Raw genomic sequence first — 22,223 nt, forward strand, 5'->3', positions numbered from 1 at the left:
GATGCAGGACTATTTCACTCTGAAACTATTAGACCGTTTTGAAAAGGTCTTTAGAGGGCTTGGTATTGACTACAGGGTAATGCGAAAAACTCTTCAAGTAAAGCTAACAATGGATGGTCGCCGTGTACCAACGATTTTCTCCCAAAACGCAAAAAAGAAAGACCAAGAACCTACCAACCAATATATCAAATCACTATGGATCTACGTTTTATTTAGTCTGTTTTTGCTTCCGTTTATGTTTATGGGTAACAACTTACTGTTCCAAATGAGTATTGTTTATGGAATCTTTACCTTTTTTATAATGACCTCATTGATTTCGGATTTTTCGTCAGTACTACTTGATATTCGCGACCGAAACATACTCTATCCAAAGCCGGTGGATCGGAAAACGATTAGTACGGCAAAGCTAATGCATGTCATTATTTATTTATCCTACCTAACACTTGCATTAGCCGGAATCCCTTTGATTGTAGGGCTTTTTACGAAGGGTATTCTATTTTTCCTTGTCATGGTATTGAATATCATTTTGTTGGATCTATTGATTGTTGTCTTTACAGCGCTCATCTACTTCCTGATTTTACGGTTCTTTGATGGGGAGAAGCTGAAGGATATTATTAATTACGTTCAAATCGGACTATCCTTTGCTATTATGATTGGCTATCAATTGCTTGGTCGTTCCTTTGAGCTCTTTGATTTAACGGTACGTTTTAATCTCGAGTGGTGGCAGGTGTTTGTTTTCCTATTATGGTACGGGGCGAATACTGACCTGCTCTTGAATCAAAATTTTGAGCCAGCAATTATCCTATTTTCAGTATTAAGCTTACTTATGCCTATACTAGCAATCTGGATTTATATGAAAGTTACGCCAGCTTTTGAGCACAATCTTCAAAAGCTTTCGTATCACGGAAAAGCAAAGGAACAAAGAAGAAGTAAGCTTAGAAAAATGCTTGTGAATTTCCTTTGTCGCTCAAAAGAGGAGCGAGCATTTTTTAGATTTGCAACGATGATGATGAAAAATGAGCGTGAATTTAAGCTGAAGGTCTATCCATCATTAGGTTTTTCTATTGTCATTCCTTTGCTATTCATCTTTGGAGTATTTAGAACAGACTTAAATGATTTAGCTAGCAGCAATTCGTATTTGTCGATTTACTTTAGCTTAATTGTTATCCCAACAGTTATGATTGTACTTAAGTTCTCGGGTAAATATAAAGGGGCATGGATTTACAAGGCAGCACCTTTAGAAAGATTGGCACCCATGTTCAGTGGAACCATCAAGGCATTTATAGTGAATTTATATTTACCGATTTACTTGCTGCTTAGTATTATATTTATTTTCCTATTTGGTGTTAGAATTTTGCCAGATTTGATTTTAGTATTTTTGCATGCATGCAGCTTCGCAGTAATTTGCTTCATGCTCCTTAAGAAATACATTCCATTTTCACAGTCCTTTGATGAGTACAATCAAAACAGCAACGCATTTATATTGATAGGCTTAACACTGATAGTTTTATTGCTGACAGGGCTGCACTATATAAGTACATGGTTCACTTTTGGAACATACTACTATATTGGAATACTACTTATCGTCTTAATGATTCTGTGGAAGCTAGCATTTAATATAACGTGGGAAAAGATTTATGAGTAAAATGAAACGCTGTTGATATCCATTTCAACAGCGTTCGTTTTTATTTAGGGTGTAACGGTCTATAAATCTTTTAGTGAGTGGCATAAAGTAATTGAGTATTAGCCCACCTAAACAAACTGTTAATAGAGTTCCAATACCTATAGGACCATTGAAAATGATTGCCATAACTAAAAATACGATATAAATAAGTGTTCTTGAAAAAAATATACTTTTCTTCATTATTTCTTGGATGATGAGTGTTAAACGGTCAACGGGAATGGGGGCGAAATTAGTCTGTAAATAGATTGCTGTACCTAATCCTATTAAAACTAGACCTAATGCAAAGCATATCGCTTTTCCTAACCAGAATTCAGGTGATAAAAAATTATGTAATAAATATAGCCATAAATCAATTCCTATCCCCGTTATAAAAGCTGTTACCAAACCCAAAAATTCCGGTTTTTGTCTTTTCAAAATTGAATTACAACCTATTAATAGTAAAGCGATAATTACTTCCCAGCTTCCAACAGTTAGCCCTAAATTTATGAACAACCCTACTAAAAGTGCATCAAAAGGTGAAGTTCCAAGGTCTGATTGAATAGTGAAAGTAATACCAAGGGTTAATACTAGAATTCCCAAAACATAAAAAACATATTTCACTTTATCGACCTCATAAATTGTTATTTTGTTGCATTTACAACAATTTTGGATTAAATTAAATATATACTATTTTTTGTTGTATTTGCAACAAAAAGAATAAGGAGTCAGTTATGAAGGAGATTCTCCGAGAAATTGGAATGATAGCAAGGGCACTAGATTCTATCAGTAATATAGAGTTTAAAGAAATCGATCTTACGAAGGGACAGTATTTGTATCTTGTTCGAATATGTGAAAATCCAGGAATCATTCAGGAAAAACTAGCTGAAATGATCAAGGTAGATCGTACAACAGCAGCTCGGGCTATAAAAAAACTAGAGAGTAATGGTTTTATAGAAAAGAAAGATGATAAAAACAACAAAAAAATAAAAAAGCTCTATCCTACAGAAAAAGGGAAAAACACATATCCATTTATAAAAAGAGAAAATGATTATTCTAATTTAGTAGCGTTAGAGGGATTCTCCGAAACAGAAGCAGAAACCATTTTCACCCTTCTTCAAAAAGTAAGAAAAAACGTGGAGAAAGACTGGGAGTATGTAAAAAAGGGAAATAAGCGAGATTACTAATGGTAAGGGAGTAATATATATGTCTATAGAAATAACAAAGTGTAACCTTGAAGATTTACAGACGCTACAAGAAGTAAGTATCGAGACATTTTACGAGGCATTTAAGGAGCAAAATTCACCTGAAAGTATGGAAGCTTATTTGGAGAAAGCTTTTAACTTAGAAAAGTTAGAGCTAGAGATATCCAATATTTCTTCTCAATTCTTTTTAATTCATTTTAGTAATGAGGTTGCGGGCTATTTAAAGATTAATATCAATGAAGCGCAGTCAGAAGAAATGGGGGATGAATCACTAGAAGTTGAGCGTATTTATCTCAAGACAAAATTTCAAAAACATGGACTAGGTAAAGTGCTGCTAAATAAAGCCATTGAGATAGCAACAGACCTAGATAAAAAGAAGGTTTGGCTTGGTGTATGGGAAGAAAATGAAAATGCCATTGCCTTCTATAAGAAAATGGGGTTTGTCCAAACAGGAACACACTCGTTTTATATGGGTGACGAAGAACAACTGGACTTTATAATGACAAAAACACTTTAAAATAAGTAAACAAGTAGCGTGTGTCCTAAACGGATATACGCTTTTTAAATAGAGTTTTAATCATGCAGTATACTAAAAGGCCTGTTGTGGGTAAATAATAATTGAGGAATAATCTTTACATAGGGTGTGGGGGTATGTTATATTTCTTGTATAGGGTATAGGGGTATGCAATTCCTGAACTAAGGAGAGGTAAATAAATGAAACATGAATTAAATAACGAAGTTCAAATAAATGAAGATAGCTGCTGTTCAAGTTCTAGTGAGCGGAAAAGTCATCACTCAGATGAAACAAAGAAAAATCTTATCACAAGGTTAAATCGTGTTGAAGGGCAAATCCGCGGCATAAAAGGCTTAATTGAAAAAGACACTTATTGTGATGATGTCATTACGCAAATATCTGCAGCACAAGCAGCTTTAAATGGCGTAGCTAAAATGCTTCTAGAAACCCATATGAAAGAGTGTGTGGCAGAGCGCATACAAGAAGGGGATTTAGAAGTTCTAGATGAAGTGCTTATTACAATCCAAAAATTAATGAAAAAATAGGGAGTAGATAATATGGAAAATGTAACTTTAATTGTTAAGGGTATGTCTTGTGGACATTGTGTAAAGTCAGTTGAAGGTAGTGTCGGCGAATTACAAGGTGTAGACCAAGTAATAGTCAACCTTGAGGATGGTCAAGTAACTGTATCATTCGATAATGGTCTTGTTACACTAGAAAAGATTAAAGAAACTATTGATGATCAAGGCTATGAAGTTGAATAGTGAATTTTTCAAGAGTGCTTTTATAGGCACTCTAATTCTTACAGGAAATTATACCCCTAACGGGTATGAGAGGTGAAAGTGAATGACGACAGCATCAAATGAGGATATAAGAAAACCTAAAGAAGCAAGCCTTCAAATTACGGGTATGACGTGTGCAGCTTGTGCTACTCGAATTGAAAAAGGTTTAAATAAAATAGAAGGTGTTGAAATAGCCACTGTAAATTTAGCGTTAGAAAAGACATCGATTAAATATGATTCTTCTATACTGAGTGAGGAAGATTTTGAAAAGAAAATTGAATCTCTTGGATACGGCGTTGTAAAACAAAAAGCTGAGTTTGATATTACTGGTATGACTTGTGCAGCTTGTGCTACTCGAATTGAAAAAGGCTTAAATAAAATCGATGGTATAGCTTCTGCAAACGTCAATTTAGCACTAGAAAAAGCAACAATCGAATTTAATCCATCCGAAGTTTCCGTTACAGACATTATTACAAAGGTTGAAAAACTTGGCTATGGTGCACATCAAAAACAAGATGAAAAAGAACAAGTTGATTATCGTGAAAAAGCAATTAAAGACCAGAAAAGAAAATTTTTAATTTCTGCCATTCTTTCATTACCTTTACTCTGGACGATGGTTGGTCACTTTTCATTTACTTCATTTCTTTATGTACCAGAGTTTTTAATGAATCCATGGGTTCAGATGATGTTAGCAACACCTGTGCAATTTATTATTGGCAAACAGTTTTATGTAGGTGCATATAAATCGCTACGCAATGGTAGTGCTAACATGGATGTACTTGTGGTAATGGGTACTTCAGCTGCTTATTTTTATAGTGTTTATCAAGCTATTGTTGCAACGGGTACACACCACGTCCCACATTTATATTTTGAAACAAGTGCGGTATTAATTACGCTTATACTTTTAGGTAAATTATTCGAAGTAAAAGCTAAAGGGCGTTCGTCGGAAGCGATTAAGAAATTAATGGGGCTTCAGGCAAAAACAGCCATAGTAATTCGTGAGGGTATTGAAAAGGAAGTGCCGCTGGAAGAAGTAATGATCGCTGATATAATTCTAGTGAAACCCGGTGAGAAAATTCCAGTTGATGGTGAAGTTGTTGAAGGTACAACGGCTGTTGATGAATCGATGTTAACCGGGGAAAGTCTACCTGTAGATAAAAAGGTAAGTGATGTTTTATACGGAGCAACTATCAACAAGAATGGTTTTATCAAAATGAAGGCTACAAAAGTTGGTCGTGATACAGCTCTAGCTCAAATTATTAAAGTAGTAGAAGATGCACAGGGAACAAAAGCGCCAATTCAACGATTAGCGGATAAAATCTCTGGTGTATTCGTTCCGATTGTAATCGGTATTGCGATCCTGACATTTTTAGTCTGGCTCTTCTTGGTTGAACCAGGGAATTTTACACAAGCACTTGAAGTGTTAATCGCAGTCCTTGTTATTGCTTGTCCTTGTGCACTAGGTTTAGCTACACCGACTTCGATTATGGCTGGATCTGGTCGTGCAGCAGAATTTGGTATTTTGTTCAAAGGTGGAGAGCATTTAGAACAAACACAAGGCATTAATACCGTTGTGGTCGATAAAACAGGCACTGTCACACATGGTAAGCCAGTATTAACGGATGTTTATACAGCAACTGGTCAAGAAGAAGAGAGCTTTTTATCACTAATTGGTGCAGCAGAAAAACAATCCGAACATCCATTGGCACAAGCAATCGTTCAAGGTATTCAGGAAAAGGGAATCGAACTTGGGAATGTTCAGTTCTTTGAAGCAATTCCAGGCTACGGGATACAGGCAACAGTTTCTGGTCAAGGTATTATCATAGGTACCCGAAAATTAATGCAGCAATATGGTATCGATATTCAAGTTGTCCTTCCGATGATGGAGGAGCTTGAAAGTGAAGGGAAAACAGCAATGTTAGCTGCAATAAATGGGCAATACGCAGGTCTAGTGGCCGTAGCAGATACAATTAAAGAAACGTCCAAAGAAGCTGTATTGCGTCTAAAAGCTATGGGAATCGAAGTCATTATGATGACAGGGGATAACGAACGGACTGCACATGCAATTGGAAAAGAAGTAGGCGTTGATGCAGTTATTGCAGAAGTTCTTCCTGAAGGTAAAGCACAGGAAGTGAAGAAGCTACAACAGAAAGGTAAAAAGGTTGCAATGGTTGGCGATGGCATTAATGACGCACCAGCACTTGCAACAGCCAATATTGGTATGGCGATTGGAACAGGTACAGATGTCGCTATGGAAGCAGCAGATATTACGTTAATAAGAGGGGACTTAAATAGTATTGCAGATGCAATCATAATGAGTCGCAAAACAATGCGTAATATTAAACAAAACTTATTCTGGGCATTTGCTTATAACATAATTGGGATTCCGATTGCTGCAGCAGGATTCCTTGCACCCTGGGTAGCAGGTGCTGCTATGGCATTTAGTTCTGTATCGGTGGTATTAAACGCTTTACGTCTACAAAGGGTGAAATTAGAAAAATAATGGTTACTCACTGCTCCATATATACCATGTATAGGTATGCATGGAGTAATAAGTTGGAAAATCGAGGTGAGAAATGAATATGGGGAACGATGTTAAAAAAGTTAAAATTGCCATCAATGGAGGAATCGGTTTCGGGGCAAAACTTAATTCAAAACAGCTTCAAACAATCTCAAAATATATGGATGAAGATGAGGAACTTGAGTTAACGACATTTCAGCAACTCTATATAGAAATACCAGAAGATAAAAAAGAAGAAATCATTGTAGAATTTCAAAGTGTTGGATTAGTCTGTTATCCAGTTGGAAACTTCGTAAAGAGCTTGAGAACCTGTAATTTTTGCAAAGGGGAACTAGAGGAAGGGATGCCTGTAGCAAAAGAATTAAATCAACGTATAGCAGGAAAGCCTGTTCCATTTACCCTTAAGGTTGCTTATACAGGTTGTCCAATTGGGTGCGGTGAACCAATGGTTAGCGACATAGGAATTATGAAAATAAGAGAGCATTACAATTTATATGTAGGTGGAAAAGCAAAAGGAAAAGATGCTGAAGTGGGTTCGTTGTTATTGGAGAATCTATCACCAGAGGAATTGTACGAATCAGTTGAGAAAATAATCGCTTTATATTCACAAACCGGGAAGAAACGAGAGACGTTCCATAAATTTTTAAAACGAATTGGTAGAGATCAAATAATAAGTTATACATGAAAACTATAAATTAACCGAATATTATTAATAGATACGAGTCACTACAGGCTCGAGCCGTGCCCTAGCAAAGCATCTCCGCATTGGAAATTAATTTAGCATAAGCGAAAAAATATCAAATTTCTCAGTGAGAAATTTGATATTTTATGTTGTGTCCATGCCTCTCTACTTTCTATAATTAAAATATATTATTGATAGTTTTATATGATTATTGAAAAAACAGAGGGGATAATAATATAAGTTGTGCTAGAATGGAGACTTATGGCTTATTTAACAAGGGTTGGATGATATGTACTGAATAAAGGTGGGAATTTAGATATAACGTTTAGTACTAGCACCATTCCTAACTAAAAAGAAGTTTGTATTCGTATAAAGTTTTTCTACAATAATAGTTATAAAGAATTACCGTTTGTACAAAAAATATTAAGATTTGGAGAACAGGATGGAGCTGTTATTTTTAATAATTGAGTTTAGCTTAATATTTTGGGCCATTACATTTTTAACTAATATAAAAATCACGATTAAACGGGTATTAGCATTTATTTTAGTAGTAATTTGTCCTACCGCATTAAATTTTGTAATTTTTGGTCAGTGGCTAGGCATTATCTATTTCATTGTTAGTTCATTTACATATTTCTATTGGTTAGCAAGAGGATTTTCTACACTAATACATATTTGTTTTGTTGTTATTATCGGAATAATAGCAGATAATCTAGCTCAATTTACGATGGTGGTATATCCCTATGATGTTCTGCCGGGAATTTTGGAGCAATACATCATTTTTATAATTATATTTATTTCTTGTGCTGTCATTTATAAATTAGTTTCTAAGAAGATATACCAGTTATTAGGTCTGACAAAAACAGCATATGTTTTTATTCTTTCTATTGTCTTCATCACGATGTGTACATTTTATATCAATTTATACTTAACAGATTACTTCTCCCAAGATACTATTTTAAAATTTAATATCTTTTCCCAGCTAACGTATTTTGGGTTTATGTGCATTGTTCTTTATATAACAATTATAAATCTAAAGAAAGAAAATCATTTTCGAGAGATAGAGATTGAAACAGAACAGTTCACAGATTATATGCATTCATTGGAATTGATCAATCATGATATGCAAAAGTTCCGTCATGACTATGCCAATATCTTATCTACAATGCAAGGTTATATGGAGATAAATGATTTGGAGGGACTGAAGAACTATTTCAAGCAACATATTATGTCTGCTGAAGGAGATACATTAAAGAGAAATCAACGACTTGCTAACCTATCAAATTTACATATTACAGGTATTAAAGGGTTGTTACTAACGAAAGCTTTGCAGGCAGAAAAAGAGGGAATTGAAGTAGATATTGAAATACCAGGAGAAATAGAAGAGATTGCAATGAATGTAATTGATATTTCAAGAATATTGGGCATCTTTTTAGATAATGCAATCGAAGCTACTAGCCATGTAGAAAATGGAAAAGAAATAAATATAGCAATAATGAAGAGTATGAAGGATTCAATCATCATCATTATTGAAAATACTGTTCAAGAGGAGTCCATCTTATTGGAGCAAATCTTTAAGGAAGGATTCTCAACAAAAGGAGAGAATCGCGGAAAAGGACTTAGTACAGTTCAAAGTATTATCAACCAGTATCCTGACGTCATGTTAAATACGAATGTTGAAAATGGTTTGTTCATTCAAAAACTTGAAGTTGAAATGAAAATGCAATCCATCAATTTAAAAGACTGATTTGAACCTTGGTTTTCAAATCAGTCTTTTCTCTATTTACAGGAAACATTGAGTTATAAATTATTTCAATTATTTTACAAAAAACGAATAATCTGTGAAACTAAAATAAATGAATTTCGACTAATTATAGGGGGAGTAAATTGAAATTTAAGATATTAACCCTAACCGTATTTCCGATATTAATAATCATTGGTTGTTCTAACCAACAGGTAGCAGATGATTTCGGAGAGGTTAAGGCTGTTGCTTGGGAGTTTGTTAACGAAAAAGGTTGGAATCAGATGGCGAAGGAAGAGTGGCAAAATACGACTGTCATAGAAATAGTTGTGGATGAAAACTATGAATTATTGGACCCGAGTTTTGAAGGTAAAGAAGTGCTGAGTGTTTCTTTTCAAGATAAGGAGGATGCTGTAGTCGGAACACCTTCTATTCTAGTAGATCCTATTACCAAAGAAGTGGTTGGTTATATGTTAAGTGAATGAAAAATTTAAGGAGATTTCAAATGAAGAACTTACTGCGTTTCATAATAGTAGTAGCGGTGGTTGGTGGAACAGCGATTCTGTTAATGAATCAGCTTGGAAAAAGCAATAATGCTCAGGTGAGTATAGGTGAATCTACTAAGTTCTCTGAAGTAGAAATCAATGAGGCCGTGTCCAAGGTGAAGAGGAAGTTTTGGGGATTTCGAGGATGTGAGCTTACTGAAATTTGGTACACAGAAGCTGAGTCCGATAAAATTGCTGAAGACTATTTAAACTATGGTGATGGCTCGGAGAAGAATATAGACAAAGATAACGTGATTGGCTTACTTTCAAATTTTAAGGTGGACTCTTCTGGTGGTGACGGAAGCTTAGAGCCAAATTCAACTTATACTGAGTGGCGCTGGGTATTAATACGAAATAGTGAAAACGGAAAATGGCATGTTAAGGATTGGGGATATTGAGTGTCGAGCAATTTAACTATTAAGTGAAAGGATGAACTAAAATGCTACCTATTATTTTATCAATACTGCTGGTAATTGCTCTTGCTTATTCTGTAATAATGATGCTTCAAAAGAGGAAAAAAACAGGTGTTAAGGGAATCAAACCCTTTTTATCTTCTATTTGTTTATATCTAATTTCGATCACCAATCTACTTGCATACTGGCTTGATTTCTTGGGCGTCTTAAGTTGGTCAATTACAATAGTGCTGTTGATTTTAGGCGCCTATTTTACTAAATATTTACATAATAACGAAGTCTAAGAATTAATAAAGAGAGTAATATAGTAGATAGAAGAAAAGGAGATACTAAATGGGATTTAAAGAAGAGTTTAAACGAGAGATGCGTAATGCTAAAAATGATGCGGCAAAAGAGGTCGACAAGTACTGGGCAATCGATTTTAAGGGGCATAAAATAGAGATTCACAATAAAATGATGGAAGAAAGTTTACTAGTTGATGGACATATTATTGCAAGTAACATCAGGCAGTCTATTTGGTCTCACATAATTCCTTTTACAAACTTGTCAGGGACATTTCAATCAAGGGACGGCAAGCGTCATAAAGTATTTGTGAAGATAGGTGGATTTGTCCGTTTAAATATTACGGTGAAAGTAAATGGCCAAGTTATATTAAAGGAAGCCATGAAGCTGGAGTTCTTACCATGGGCAAATAAAGAATATATTGTCCCGTATCTTGAACAGCAAATAGTAGAGCATCAAAAGATTATAAATACTGCCTTACCAGACGATGCCTTTTTAGTAGATGAAAACCATCCAAAGCTAGCACCTGGCTTATCAGATCAGCTAGTTTCTGAGGGTGTAACTCCATTTTATACAAAAAGGCTCCTTAAATTATTTATGGAGCAAGTTGAAAACCCAACAAATCAAACACGTAAAGCAACCTATGAGAAGATTAAGGATGAGAAGGTAATCAGCTATTTCCAGGAGCTAATTGAGCTTTTTGCCCAAGAGGAAAAAGACGAGCAGAAGGTACAGCAGGAGGCAATCTGGTTATTGGAGCATGCAGCTCACCGAGAGGTAGTAAAATTTGCATTAATTATTCTCGGCTGCACAAATTGTGAAAGTATAAAAGAACGCCTGCAAATGCTTGCCTTACACGAAGAATTTACAGGTGTTGCTCTATTTGCGCTGAAGAATGGAACAAGAAATGCCAATGAAACAATCTACCAAATAGCCAAGTCTGTAAATGGGTGGGGGAAAATCGAAGCGATTGACTTTTTAGAAGCCAGTACAGAAGAGATTCAGCATTGGTTATTAACGGAAGGCACGATTAATGATGTAATGAACGGTTATTCGTCTCTTGCATGTGCTGTAAAAGGCAAGCTTGATATTATGCTACATGAACCGGAAATCTCAAAAGAGCTATATCACGGTGCAGGAGAAATAATTTTAGGGTTACTGGGAGATGTGCCTCATCAAGCCATTGATGAATATGAATACGCGGGACAGGTGCTTATGCGTTTTATATATCATTCAAAATTGCATTGTAGAAATCTCGAGGAATTTTATATTCTAACACGTATTGCAGATTATATGAACGAAAGCCTGGAGACTTGGGAGCAGCGATTTGCAGAGAATTGGAAGCCTCACGAACGGAATGCAGTAAATGAGATGATTGAAGAAATTGCAAAAAAACCAATCTGGGTACAACAAGCAATGGACATTCTCCAATCAGAAAATCAGAACAATACAAAGGCATTAGCCATTGCACTCTATTTTAAATTAAACATCACAGAGCTATTATTTGAGAAGCTTAAAAGCGAGCCAGATAATTTAGAATATCATATAGCCCTTGTTGCAACAAAGGAGCAAAAGGTAATAGAAGCTTTAGTGAACTCTATGGAACACCTCGACTCATTTGAAAATTTATCTGATATGGAACAATATAAGATTATTTCTTTATTAGAAGCATTAAAAGAGTTTGAAGGAACGGGACTTCATTTCGTTGGAAAATGCTTGCGTTCAGGTGAACTAAATTGTCAATACTTTGCCTTAAATACATTAGAAGCGCAAGATAAAAAGCATTGGCAAAATCCAGAGCTCATCGAAATCATCCAAAATATTGCCAGCAAGACAAAGGATAAAGAAATCAGTGAATTAGCTAAGAGATTGATAGCGTAATAAAGCAGGAAAATCCAATAAGAGGGGGAGCAAGATGATTATAATGATTAATGGAGCCTTTGGTGTAGGGAAAACAACGGTTGCAGGTGAGCTTCAAAAGCAGCTCGGAAACAGCATGATCTATGATCCTGAAGAGATTGGTTTTATGTTAAGAAATGTTATACCAGAGGAGATAAAAAAGAGTGAAGCTGAAACCGGAGATTTTCAGGATTTACACCTGTGGAGAGAGTTAACTGTTAAAGTAGCGGAAAGTATTGTGGCTAAATATAAAATGCACCTTATCGTACCCATGACTATTCGAAAATCAGAGTACCTTCAATATATTCTAGAGGGCTTCAAGCAAATTGATGAACAAAGCTTCCACTTTTGTTTGACAGCAAGTAAAGAAACAATTTACGAGCGGCTAAGAGAACGGGGCGAGGAAGAAGGAAATTGGTGTTTCCAGCAAACTGAAAAATGCTTGGAAGCCTATAAAGAAGTTGCCTTTGGAGAATTTATAGATACTGAAAATACTAGCGTTACGCATATTATTGAAAGAATAAAAGAAAAGCTGAAGCTATCTTGAATTTGAAATGACTTCTGTAATTCTAGTGCAAATTTACGTTAACCTAAATAAAAAAAGGTTGACTCATAATAGAGACTTAAATATACTATTCCTAATATTGGATTTTTGGGAGGTATATGATGACTACTACAGTTGAAAAAACAACGAATTATTCACGCACGCTACAAATGGTTCAAATTGCAATGTTTTCAGTATTAATGATGATTGGTGCTAACATTTCTTCCTTCTTAGTTATCGGTGGGGTTCCCATCACACTACAAACGTTTTTCGCAATCCTAGCAGGAATGATATTAGGCAGTCGTACAGGTTTAATTGCGATGCTATTTTATGCATTTATTGGACTAGCTGGGCTACCTGTTTTCGCACAGTTTTCAGGAGGAATTGATTCACTTATATCACCAACTTTCGGATTTATAGTTTCATATTTTTTCGTGGCTTACATTGTAGGGGAAATCGTTTGCAAATTCCCATCAGTAAAGGGTTTTATCATAGCGGCTTTGGTAGGAACGGCTATCAATTATGTTATCGGAACAAATTGGATGTATGCAGCCTATAAGTTTTGGTTTGCTGCACCAGAAGGCTTTACCTATCAAATGGCGTGGGCATGGATGGTTGTCCCACTACCAAAGGACATCATCTTGGCTATTTTCGCCGGAATCTTTGGCTATCGACTTAAGCCGATTGTACAAAGGTTCAAAAAGTAAGAGTTACTGCCTAGGAGTGAGTTAAATGCTGATACATGGACATCAAGTGAAGGGAAATAATGTGGACAACGAAACACGCTGTGGACATTATCATTCAGAGGTTGATCGAATCGCCATCAAATTCTATTGCTGCGATACCTATTATCCTTGCTTTTCCTGTCACGAAGAAGAAGGCTGCAGTAACCCACAGGTTTGGCCAAAGGAGCAATTTCATCAAAAGGCCATATTATGCGGTGCCTGTGGACATGAACTAACCATCAATGAATATCTAAGCTGCCATTCAACCTGTCCATCCTGCGAGAGCTCCTTTAACCCAGGCTGTAGCCTTCATAAGCATTTGTATTTTGAAGTGTGAATAACAAGAATAATTATTAAGCATTGAGCGTAGTTTTACCTGCTCGGTGCTTTTTGAGCTATGAACAAAGCCTTAAGGTTAGATTTTTGCTATAATGACCACCAAGAAGCTTTAATTCAGGGGGAGTAGAATATGGAAAGTAACGTTTTTGAAGAAATGGCCAAAAGATATGATACAGAAGACAGAATTGAATTAGCGAAAGTTATAGTTAATGAAGTAAGAGGAGAATTACAGAACAGTAAATCCAAAGCTTTAATAGACTATGGAAGTGGTACAGGTCTAGTCAGTCTAGAGCTTACAGACTTAGTCGAGACAGTTTTGTTGGTGGATTCCTCAAAGCAAATGCTGGAGGTTGCAGAAGCTAAAATTTCTCATAAAGGAATTAGCAATGCAAAAGTGCTCTATTCAGATTTTACTCAAGCCACTCCTGAACTAAAAGCAGACATTGTATTCATGTCGCTCGTGCTACTTCATATTCCAGATACAAAAAATATACTGCAGGAATTATATAGGATTTTAAATGATGGTGGCAAGCTGATTATCGTTGATTTTGATAAAAACGAGAAAATCAATCATCCAAAAGTGCACAATGGTTTTTCTCATGCAGAGCTGAAAAAAACTTTATCTGAAGTTGGATTTAAATCAATTGAAATGAATACCTTCCACCATGGTAGTCATATCTTCATGAACCAAGATGCCTCGATGTTTTTGGCGAGTAGTGAGAAGTGATGTAGGGTAGTTCATAATCAGAGTGAAAGCCAAAAATATGAGGCAGCAACTTGAAAGTGGCATTCATCAACGGGATGAAAGCCAAAAATGAAAGACAGCAACCTGAAAGTGGCATTCATAAGTGTGATGAAAGCCAAAATCGAGAGGTAGCACTCTGAAAGTGGCATTCATAAGTGTGATGAAAGCCAAAATCGAGAGGCAGCAACCTAAAAGTGGCATTCATAAGTGTGATGAAAGCCAAATCCGAGAGGCAACAACCTGAAAGTGGCATTCATCATTGTGATGAATGCCAAAAATGAGGCAGCAGCAACCTAAAAGTGGCATTCATAAGTGTAATGAAAGCCAAAAACGAGAGGCAGCACTTTGAAAGTGGCATTCATAAGTGTGATGAAAGCCAAATCCGAGAGGCAACATTCTGAAAGTGGCGTTCATAAGTGTGATGAAAGCCAAAAATGAGGCAGCAGCAACCTGAAAGTGGCGTTCATAAGTGTGATGAAAGCCAAAAATGAGGCAGCAGCAACCTGAAAGTGGCATTCATAAGTGTGATGAAAGCCAAAATCGAGAGGCAGCACTCTGAAAGTGGCATTCACAACCGGGATGAACGCCATAAACGTGAGCCAAAATCGTAAAAGTGCATGCATCATCAGAAAGAAAGGCATAACAGGAGCCCCGAAACCTAAAAGTGACCTGCATCACAAGGGGTAAATTCCAAAGGAGGAAGTAGTTTAGTGTTATTTCAGCCAAAATGGAGTAAAGCGAAGAAACAGCTAATGAGTTTTATTTGTGAACCTTTGCGTTCAAGAGTTGATTTTCAGGTCATTAATTATCGTAGAGCTCACGATCAGTTAGGAAGAGCGGTTATTACAGTCGATAAACTTGAAAAAGTAAATATGTGTACAATTACAGCTGAAAGAGAAGAGTATTACAGAGAAAAAGAGATAAGAAGAGATTTGAATAATTTTGATTTTGACAATGTTGAATTTAATAGGGATATACAAGATCAAGCGCATCAACAATTGAAAAAAGAAGGAGTCTATGCTCAATACGATTTCTTTACGGCTTTAGAGAACTACTTCAATTCATCAATTGAAGAATCTTTAAAATCCCCAGATAGCCTAACTAAAATTCTCTGTTTACTAGATCGCCGAGTGGGAAAGCGGACTTTACGTAATATTAGAGAATCCGTTTTAGGGGACCATGAGATAGTTCAATATTTTTATAAATTGCGCTGTGAGGTAGAGAAAATCTCTATCGCAAAAAAAAAACATGTTAACTAAAGTTTAGAGATTACTTATCTAAATAGGGTATTTGACTTTGTTACAATTCAAAATATATAATGATACTGTATTACACTTTAAGGAGGATTATTAAAAAATGACGCATTCTATGAGACTACGTTTTCTAGCTTTGAACCAGTAATTGAATATGGTCAAAGGCTCTGTTTGTCTAGCAGAGTAAATGGGGTTAGTCTGTCCTTTTTTAATAATCTTCAGGTATTTTTGGGGAGAAAGGTAGGTTTTCTGTCTTTCTTTATTGTTTTCAATTTAAGTTAAAAGAAGGGATACTCCTTTTTACTCTAAATCACAGGCGTGCAGTCTGTGATTTTTTGTTTTTGAGTCTCCTATGTATTGATGATTAATATTATGTTGATGAAGGACTAAAAAACTTCAGATTTCAAAAAGAATGTCTTTCATCAGGTGGATGAAGGACAAAAAACCTTCAGATTTCAGAAAAAATGTCTTTCATAGGGTGGATGAAGGACAAAAACCTTCAGATTTCAAAAAGAATGTCTTTCACCCCATCCAATTTAGTCGCATATAGAGCTTTATCAAACAGAAAACTAGGAGGACACCATATGTGGTTATTATTCTTTTAATACGAGCTTGATTTAGAAGCTCGTATCGATTCTAGATTATAGCTATCGATACGGAATTTCAAAATTTCGGAGGTAGCGAAAATGGAACAAATTTGTTTTGAATTAGAAAATATAGAGATAAATTATTTAGATAAAGAGATATTAAAGATTGACCGTTTGGCTGTACATCAATTTGATCGCATCGGTATTGTAGGGAAAAATGGTGCTGGGAAAAGTACGTTATTAAAGCTTCTGGCAGGTGAGATTCGGCCTTCACTAGGCAAGGTGAATCGCCATGTAGACTTTGCTTATTTTGAACAAGTTGAACCACCAGATGCTAAGGAAGTGGACCCTAAGTTATTGGGGAAATTACACGTGCCGAAACAGCAGGTTTCCTTAAGTGGAGGAGAGCAAACGAGACTAAAGCTTGCTCAGCTGTTTTCTCATTATTATGAGTGTCTCTTAATAGATGAGCCCACGACACACTTAGATCAGGAGGGAATTTCATATCTTCTAGATGAGTTGCGTTATTATTATGGAGCGCTTGTTTTAATAAGTCATGACCGAGCTGTTCTTGATGAGTTGGTTACAACAATATGGGAAATTCAAGCCGGTAAGGTCAATGTCTATGCTGGAAACTACAGTGAATATATCGCTCAGAAACAGCTCGAGCAGGAGCAACAAATACTAGCTCATGAACAATACCTAAAAGAAAAGAGTCGTCTTGAAAAAGCTGCTGCAGAAAAAATGAAGGCAGCAGACAAAATCGCAAAAGCTACGGCTATGTCAAAGGAATCGAAAGCCAAAGCAAATCGAATGTTCGAAACGAAATCGAAAAGCACAAGTCAAAAAGCAATACAGCGTTCGGCAAAAGCAATCGAGCAGCGTATAGAAAAGCTTCATGCAGTGGATGCAATTCAAGAGGAGCGACCAATTGTATTCCATCAATCGAGTACCCTCGAATTGCACAACAAGTTTCCGATAATGGCAGACTGTGTAACGATTGGTGTAGAGGACAAAACTTTATTAGAGGACATAAGCTTCCAAATTCCGCTTGGTAAAAAAATCGCCATAACAGGGAACAATGGTAGTGGGAAAAGTACTCTTTTTCATTATATTGTGAATCAAGAGCAAGGTATCACCATATCTCCTAAAGTAAAAATAGGAGTCTTTCAACAAATGAGCTATCAATTTAGTAGCGATGAAACAATTCTGCAATTTCTAAAAAATCGCTCTTCATACGATGAAGGATTTCTGCGGAGTGTGCTGCATTCCATGAGATTTGTTGGAACAGACCTGCAAAAAAGAGTCAAAACGTTAAGTGGAGGAGAAGCGATTCGTCTTCAACTTTGCCAACTGTTTCTAGGGCAATATAATATATTATTATTGGATGAACCTACTAATTTCTTAGATATCCAAGCTATTCAAGCATTAGAAACCTTTATTAAAGCCTACAAAGGAACGATTCTATTTATCTCACATGATAAGCAGTTCATTGCCAATGTCGCAGATGGACAATTTCATATTGCAGATAATAAGCTGATTCAAATGTAACAGCAACATAGCTTTTTACAAATAGTTAACTATTGAACAAAATATTGGGATTTATTGTATATAAAAGAGCATTTCCAACAAGGATTTGCTCTTTTTTTGTTGAACTATTATAATAACGAGCTTTTTAGATTCTAAAACAAGGGAGGAACTAACTTGATTATTAGGTTAGCTGAAGCAAAAGACGTCAATCAATTAATTAGAATGCGATGGGATTTTACGATCGAGCACGATGAAAGCAAGAAAAATGCGTCCTTTTTTCATTTTGAAAGAGAGTGTAAATCATTTTTTGAAAAGGCATTCACTAGTGGTCAATGGTTTGTTTGGGTTGTAGAAGAAGCTGAGAAAATTGTCTCCCATATATACATAGAATTAATACAAAAGGTGCCACGTCCCGGTAGAGTCACACAACCATTTGCATACATGACGAACGTCTATACAGTACCGGAATATAGAAATATGGGCGTTGGAAGTAAATTACTTAGCTCCATAAACGCTTGGATTAAAGAAAATAACTATGAGTTTGTCATCGTCTGGCCAAGTGATGAGGCCATTTCATATTACCAAAAGAATGGATACGTTCATTGTAAGGAAGCAATGGAGTATTATCCGAGTTGAAAAGCTTCAACAATCATTTCTTTTAATAAGCAATTTGGATGTGAAAACAATGCGGGACAAAATTGCAATTATTACAGATATTCATGGGAATAGTTCAGCTCTTAAGGCTGTTTTAAATCATATTGATCAGGATACTGACATAAAACATATTTATTGCCTTGGGGATTTAATAGCGATAGGCCATGAAACAAACGAAGTGCTTGAGATGCTGTTTTCGAGAAAAGATATTTCTTTTGTAAAGGGAAATCATGATGAGGATATATTAAATACTCTGGCGGGGCAAGAGTCCACAGGTATTCAAAACAAAATCGAGCATCATGATTGGATTGCTTCGAGAATTGAGCGGGAATTTCTACCAGCCTTAGCCAGTATTCCGATGACAAGATACGAAACCATAAACGGTAAAAACTTTCTCTTTGTACATTATCATTTGAACGTTGAAGAGAAATTTCTACCGATTGATGAACGACCTACTGCTTTAGAATTAGATACTCTTTATGGAGATTCAAATATAGATGTCGTATGTTTTGGTCACCATCACATCGTGCATCATTTTAAATCGAAGAAGAGACTTTATATCAATCCGGGTTCTTTAGGCTGTAATCATTCTCCATTAGCTCCCTATGCAACATTGAAGGTGGGGAATTCAGGGCAAATTGATGTTTCATTTATAGAGGTGCCATATGACAATAAAGAATTTTTACTTGCCTACGAGCAGTTAAATGTACCTGCTAAGGATTTTATTTTAAAGGTTTTTCATGGAAATCAGCATTTTCGATAGAAGCAGAGGTGAGCCGATGAGTTTTTACTTTCCAATTCTTTTAACGATTGTTTTTGCAGTCATACAAAGTTTATTTTGCAAACATGGGAAACTATTTTACGCAATCGCCTTAGCTATTTTTTTCACAGTATTAATAAACGTCTTTTTTGTAGATTATAGGTTTTTGGTCTGTTTAATTTGGGGGAACTTTTTCTTTTATTTAATGGTGGTGGTGACTTATTTTACAAGATCCGCCTATTGATATTTAAGCAAAATTAAAACCCGGAATAAATTCCGGGTCTGATTTACACTACATATTTGTATCCACGACACACTGCCTCGCTTTCGCTTTTTAACCTTAAGTTTGACCTAAGATAATATCGCTCAAGCATATTCAGTTAGATGGTTTTACCTAGAGAAAACGATCATTCGCACTCATCGGGTTAACCCTCCCAGATCATTGGATTAGAAGTGAAATCTCTAATAGTATGGATGGATTTAAAAATGTCATACATAAAATTTTAAAAAAATAAAAACCCAGAAAAAATCCCGGGTCTGATTACACGTATTCCACGATTTAGTTAGATTGCCTTAGAGAAAACGATCATTCGCACTCATCGGGTTAACCCTCCCAATTCATTGGAGTTAAAGTGAAATCTCTAATAGTATGGATGGTTTTTTAAATCTCATACATGAAATTTTGAAAAAAAGAAAAACCCGGAATAAATTCCGGGTCTGATTACACATGTCCCACGATTTAGTTAGATTGCCTTAGAGAAAACGATCATTCGCACTCATCGGGTTAACCCTCCCAATTCATTGGAGTTAAAGTGAAATCTTTAATAGTATGGATGGTTTTTTAAATCTCATACATGGAATTTTGAAAAAAAGAAAAACCCGGAATAAATTCCGGGTCTGATTGCACTACATTATTGTATCCACGACACGCTGCCTCGCTTTCGCATTTTACTGCTTAGCTATTCAGTTAGATGGTTCTTCCTAGAGAAAACGATCAATCGCACTCATCGGGTTAACCCTCCTAAGTCACTGGATTAGAAGTGAAATCTCTAATAGTATGGATGGATTGTCAGTTCTTATACTCGATTTATAAAATATACTTTCCGTAGTCATCAAAGGATAAAATAACATATCAAGGACAATCTAATATTGGTGATGAAAAATGAAGAAAATAGTTACTGTATTTTTGGCTTTGACCCTTGTTATCATACACTTTCAGCCGGCTAAGGCAGTATCAACCATTGTAACAAATGCAAGTGAATTTGTCATTGTTTATTTTATAGAGAATAATCAAGAACAAGCAAGAACCTATCTTGCTGAAAACGTAACGATTCCAGAAGTCAATGAGAACACACCGATTAACAGAGTAACAGGCTATCCCTCGCCAGATGAAGATGTAAGTGTGGTCATCAGTTATTTCGAGGACGAAAGAATTTCCAGAAGAAGTGGGCGAATTGCATTTATTTGGGAGCTAACAGTAGAAGATGAGAAAATCACGGACATTCGTGTGGTGTACGATGGTTCAAATCCATTCATAAACGAGATGAATCTTGTTAATGAATTTGAAAGTCAGAGTAAAACCAACATTCTTACCGTCACAGAACATCATTTTGTGGTACAGCAGGTTGATGGGAATATAGATAATGGACGTCTTGAATTAAATTATAGAAATACAGAAACCGAGGCTTCACTACAAATAGCGGTAGAGCAAAACGCTACAGCGTTAGAAGATTTTCAAGCTGCGAACGATCAAATTTACACATTAAGTAATGGCTTAAAAGCTCTTTACAAACCAGGTTCAGAACAATTTTTATTGCAGGATAATAACCTGATTTACTCCATTCATTTAGAAGGTGGCGAGGAAGAGGAACAAACCTTCGAGGCTGGAGATTACCTTAAAATTGCTAACTCCATGAACTATGACTAAGCGATAATCCCAGAAAAAGGATTATCGCTCTTTTTGTCGAAAATACTTCATACAATGAACACTTTCACTTTGGAGGGTAGCGTAGCCTTGAAAGGAATCTTACTTGCCATTTACGGCTGTAATCTTGATTATTCTAATATTCATTATTTAGTAAAAGATAGATTAAGTAAATTTGAGGTAGAGTGGGGCGATATCCCTGAAAATAAGAATGAAGAAGGAAATATTTTGTTCCAAATGGATGTTTACGATATGAATATGGAAATGAATCGAAAAAGCGAAGACATCTATTTTCATCATTACATAATTAACGAGGAGCAATTAAGTACTTTTGAGTCCTCTCTTTTCAATTTAAATAAAGGCATTTTTAGCCGTTGTCACTTAACGCAAGGGGTCATTTAGAGGTGGTCATTGATAAAGTTGAATACTCTGTACGTACCCTAATAACTTTAAACAATGAAAAAATGATCTTTTTCTAGATGAGGAAGCAGAAGCAAACCAGTATATCCGTCCACATATACATCGCTTACCATCCGAACTACAGTATTTAACTCTAGATTATCAACTAAGCTACGAGCAACGAAAGTCAAAAGTGGAATGCTGGATTGAACAAGTACTTTTAAAGGTTAAAAAAATATAGATGTTAGTAGAGTAAAGGGAAAGTTAGTTAACTGGAACAACAAACTTCAAGCTAGTATATGAAGGCGAAGCTCATTTGCTTTATGTGAAGAAGATAAAGGGAAAAATTTCGCTTATATTGAAAAATACCCAGATTTTATTGAAAATAAAGGAAGTTTTTTCGCTTATTGTGGTTAATTCTTTGGATTTTGCCGAATTTAGAGGAGTTAACCGGAATATTTTCGCTTATTTTGCCGTTAAAATGCTCAATTTTAACATTAACGGAAATTTCTCTTCTTA

At 35.7% G+C, this 22,223-nt stretch carries 24 protein-coding genes; 23 read left to right on the top strand and 1 reads right to left on the bottom strand.

All coding sequences use genetic code 11. The annotated features are described in order from the left end of the window. The first annotated feature begins 1 nt into the window (after nt 1). A complete protein-coding gene (locus LG296_RS02735; protein ID WP_404427414.1) occupies nt 2-1,645 on the top strand; it encodes a hypothetical protein in 1,644 nt (547 codons plus the stop codon). A gap of 24 nt (nt 1,646-1,669) precedes the next feature. Here the strand turns inward: LG296_RS02735 and LG296_RS02740 are convergent, their stop codons facing one another. Continuing rightward, nucleotides 1,670-2,284, bottom strand: coding sequence for a YitT family protein (locus tag LG296_RS02740; RefSeq protein ID WP_404427415.1), 615 nt, complete (start codon nt 2,282-2,284; stop codon nt 1,670-1,672). A 110-nt stretch (nt 2,285-2,394) separates the two neighbouring features. Here LG296_RS02740 and LG296_RS02745 point away from each other — a divergent pair, with 110 nt between their 5' ends. The 22 genes from LG296_RS02745 to LG296_RS02850 all read left to right on the top strand — a co-directional run bounded on the left by LG296_RS02745 (nt 2,395) and on the right by LG296_RS02850 (nt 21,707). Then, nucleotides 2,395-2,847, top strand: coding sequence for a MarR family winged helix-turn-helix transcriptional regulator (locus LG296_RS02745; RefSeq protein ID WP_107931745.1), 453 nt, complete (start codon nt 2,395-2,397; stop codon nt 2,845-2,847). Nucleotides 2,848-2,866: 19 nt separating this feature from the next. Beyond that, complete coding sequence (locus LG296_RS02750) at nt 2,867-3,382, top strand: GNAT family N-acetyltransferase (RefSeq protein WP_404427416.1); 516 nt, start codon at nt 2,867-2,869, stop codon at nt 3,380-3,382. A gap of 197 nt (nt 3,383-3,579) precedes the next feature. After that, nucleotides 3,580-3,924 carry a metal-sensitive transcriptional regulator gene (locus LG296_RS02755; protein WP_404427417.1) on the top strand — a complete coding sequence of 115 codons (345 nt, stop codon included), beginning with the start codon at nt 3,580-3,582 and terminating at the stop codon, nt 3,922-3,924. Nucleotides 3,925-3,936: 12 nt separating this feature from the next. After that, entirely contained in the window at nt 3,937-4,143 is a 207-nt protein-coding gene (gene copZ, locus LG296_RS02760; protein ID WP_404427418.1) for a copper chaperone CopZ, read from the top strand. An 82-nt stretch (nt 4,144-4,225) separates the two neighbouring features. After that, entirely contained in the window at nt 4,226-6,664 is a 2,439-nt protein-coding gene (locus tag LG296_RS02765; RefSeq protein WP_404427419.1) for a heavy metal translocating P-type ATPase, read from the top strand. Nucleotides 6,665-6,743: 79 nt separating this feature from the next. Beyond that, nucleotides 6,744-7,367, top strand: coding sequence for a nitrite reductase (locus LG296_RS02770; protein ID WP_404427420.1), 624 nt, complete (start codon nt 6,744-6,746; stop codon nt 7,365-7,367). 439 nt (nt 7,368-7,806) lie between these two features. Beyond that, a complete protein-coding gene (locus tag LG296_RS02775) occupies nt 7,807-9,111 on the top strand; it encodes a sensor histidine kinase (RefSeq protein ID WP_404427421.1) in 1,305 nt (434 codons plus the stop codon). A gap of 140 nt (nt 9,112-9,251) precedes the next feature. After that, the gene (locus tag LG296_RS02780) at nt 9,252-9,590 is read left to right on the top strand and encodes a hypothetical protein (protein WP_235867552.1); all 339 of its coding nucleotides are present in this window, start codon (nt 9,252-9,254) and stop codon (nt 9,588-9,590) included. 20 nt (nt 9,591-9,610) lie between these two features. After that, nucleotides 9,611-10,048, top strand: a complete 438-nt coding sequence (locus tag LG296_RS02785) for a DUF4829 domain-containing protein (RefSeq protein ID WP_107931760.1) — start codon at nt 9,611-9,613, stop codon at nt 10,046-10,048. Nucleotides 10,049-10,089: 41 nt separating this feature from the next. After that, entirely contained in the window at nt 10,090-10,347 is a 258-nt protein-coding gene (locus LG296_RS02790; RefSeq protein ID WP_404427422.1) for a hypothetical protein, read from the top strand. Between the two features lie 49 nt (nt 10,348-10,396). Continuing rightward, the gene (locus tag LG296_RS02795; RefSeq protein ID WP_404427423.1) at nt 10,397-12,226 is read left to right on the top strand and encodes a hypothetical protein; all 1,830 of its coding nucleotides are present in this window, start codon (nt 10,397-10,399) and stop codon (nt 12,224-12,226) included. Nucleotides 12,227-12,260: 34 nt separating this feature from the next. Continuing rightward, nucleotides 12,261-12,791, top strand: a complete 531-nt coding sequence (locus LG296_RS02800; RefSeq protein WP_404427424.1) for an AAA family ATPase — start codon at nt 12,261-12,263, stop codon at nt 12,789-12,791. Nucleotides 12,792-12,910: 119 nt separating this feature from the next. Then, on the top strand, nt 12,911-13,495 hold the full coding sequence (locus LG296_RS02805; protein ID WP_404427425.1) for a biotin transporter BioY: 585 nt from the start codon (nt 12,911-12,913) through the stop codon (nt 13,493-13,495). 25 nt (nt 13,496-13,520) lie between these two features. Continuing rightward, complete coding sequence (locus LG296_RS02810) at nt 13,521-13,850, top strand: CHY zinc finger protein (RefSeq protein ID WP_404427426.1); 330 nt, start codon at nt 13,521-13,523, stop codon at nt 13,848-13,850. Between the two features lie 132 nt (nt 13,851-13,982). Then, complete coding sequence (locus tag LG296_RS02815; protein ID WP_404427427.1) at nt 13,983-14,579, top strand: class I SAM-dependent methyltransferase; 597 nt, start codon at nt 13,983-13,985, stop codon at nt 14,577-14,579. A gap of 728 nt (nt 14,580-15,307) precedes the next feature. Next, nucleotides 15,308-15,856, top strand: coding sequence for a hypothetical protein (locus LG296_RS02820; protein WP_404427428.1), 549 nt, complete (start codon nt 15,308-15,310; stop codon nt 15,854-15,856). 97 nt (nt 15,857-15,953) lie between these two features. Beyond that, nucleotides 15,954-15,998, top strand: a complete 45-nt coding sequence (locus LG296_RS02825) for an erythromycin resistance leader peptide (RefSeq protein ID WP_107931997.1) — start codon at nt 15,954-15,956, stop codon at nt 15,996-15,998. Between the two features lie 538 nt (nt 15,999-16,536). After that, nucleotides 16,537-17,988, top strand: a complete 1,452-nt coding sequence (locus LG296_RS02830) for an Msr family ABC-F type ribosomal protection protein (RefSeq protein ID WP_404427429.1) — start codon at nt 16,537-16,539, stop codon at nt 17,986-17,988. A gap of 153 nt (nt 17,989-18,141) precedes the next feature. Further along, entirely contained in the window at nt 18,142-18,603 is a 462-nt protein-coding gene (locus LG296_RS02835; RefSeq protein WP_404427430.1) for a GNAT family N-acetyltransferase, read from the top strand. Further along, on the top strand, nt 18,557-19,384 hold the full coding sequence (locus LG296_RS02840; protein WP_404427431.1) for a metallophosphoesterase family protein: 828 nt from the start codon (nt 18,557-18,559) through the stop codon (nt 19,382-19,384). The genes LG296_RS02835 and LG296_RS02840 overlap by 47 nt, the downstream gene beginning before the upstream one ends. Nucleotides 19,385-20,543: 1,159 nt before the next feature. Beyond that, on the top strand, nt 20,544-21,308 hold the full coding sequence (locus LG296_RS02845) for a hypothetical protein (RefSeq protein WP_404427432.1): 765 nt from the start codon (nt 20,544-20,546) through the stop codon (nt 21,306-21,308). An 87-nt stretch (nt 21,309-21,395) separates the two neighbouring features. Beyond that, nucleotides 21,396-21,707 (top strand): hypothetical protein, encoded by a 312-nt coding sequence (locus LG296_RS02850; RefSeq protein ID WP_107931782.1) that lies wholly within the window; start codon nt 21,396-21,398, stop codon nt 21,705-21,707. Nucleotides 21,708-22,223 lie beyond the last annotated feature (516 nt).

Origin of the sequence: Ureibacillus chungkukjangi, from assembly GCF_044795995.1 — a bacterium.
Taxonomy (GTDB): domain Bacteria; phylum Bacillota; class Bacilli; order Bacillales_A; family Planococcaceae; genus Ureibacillus; species Ureibacillus chungkukjangi.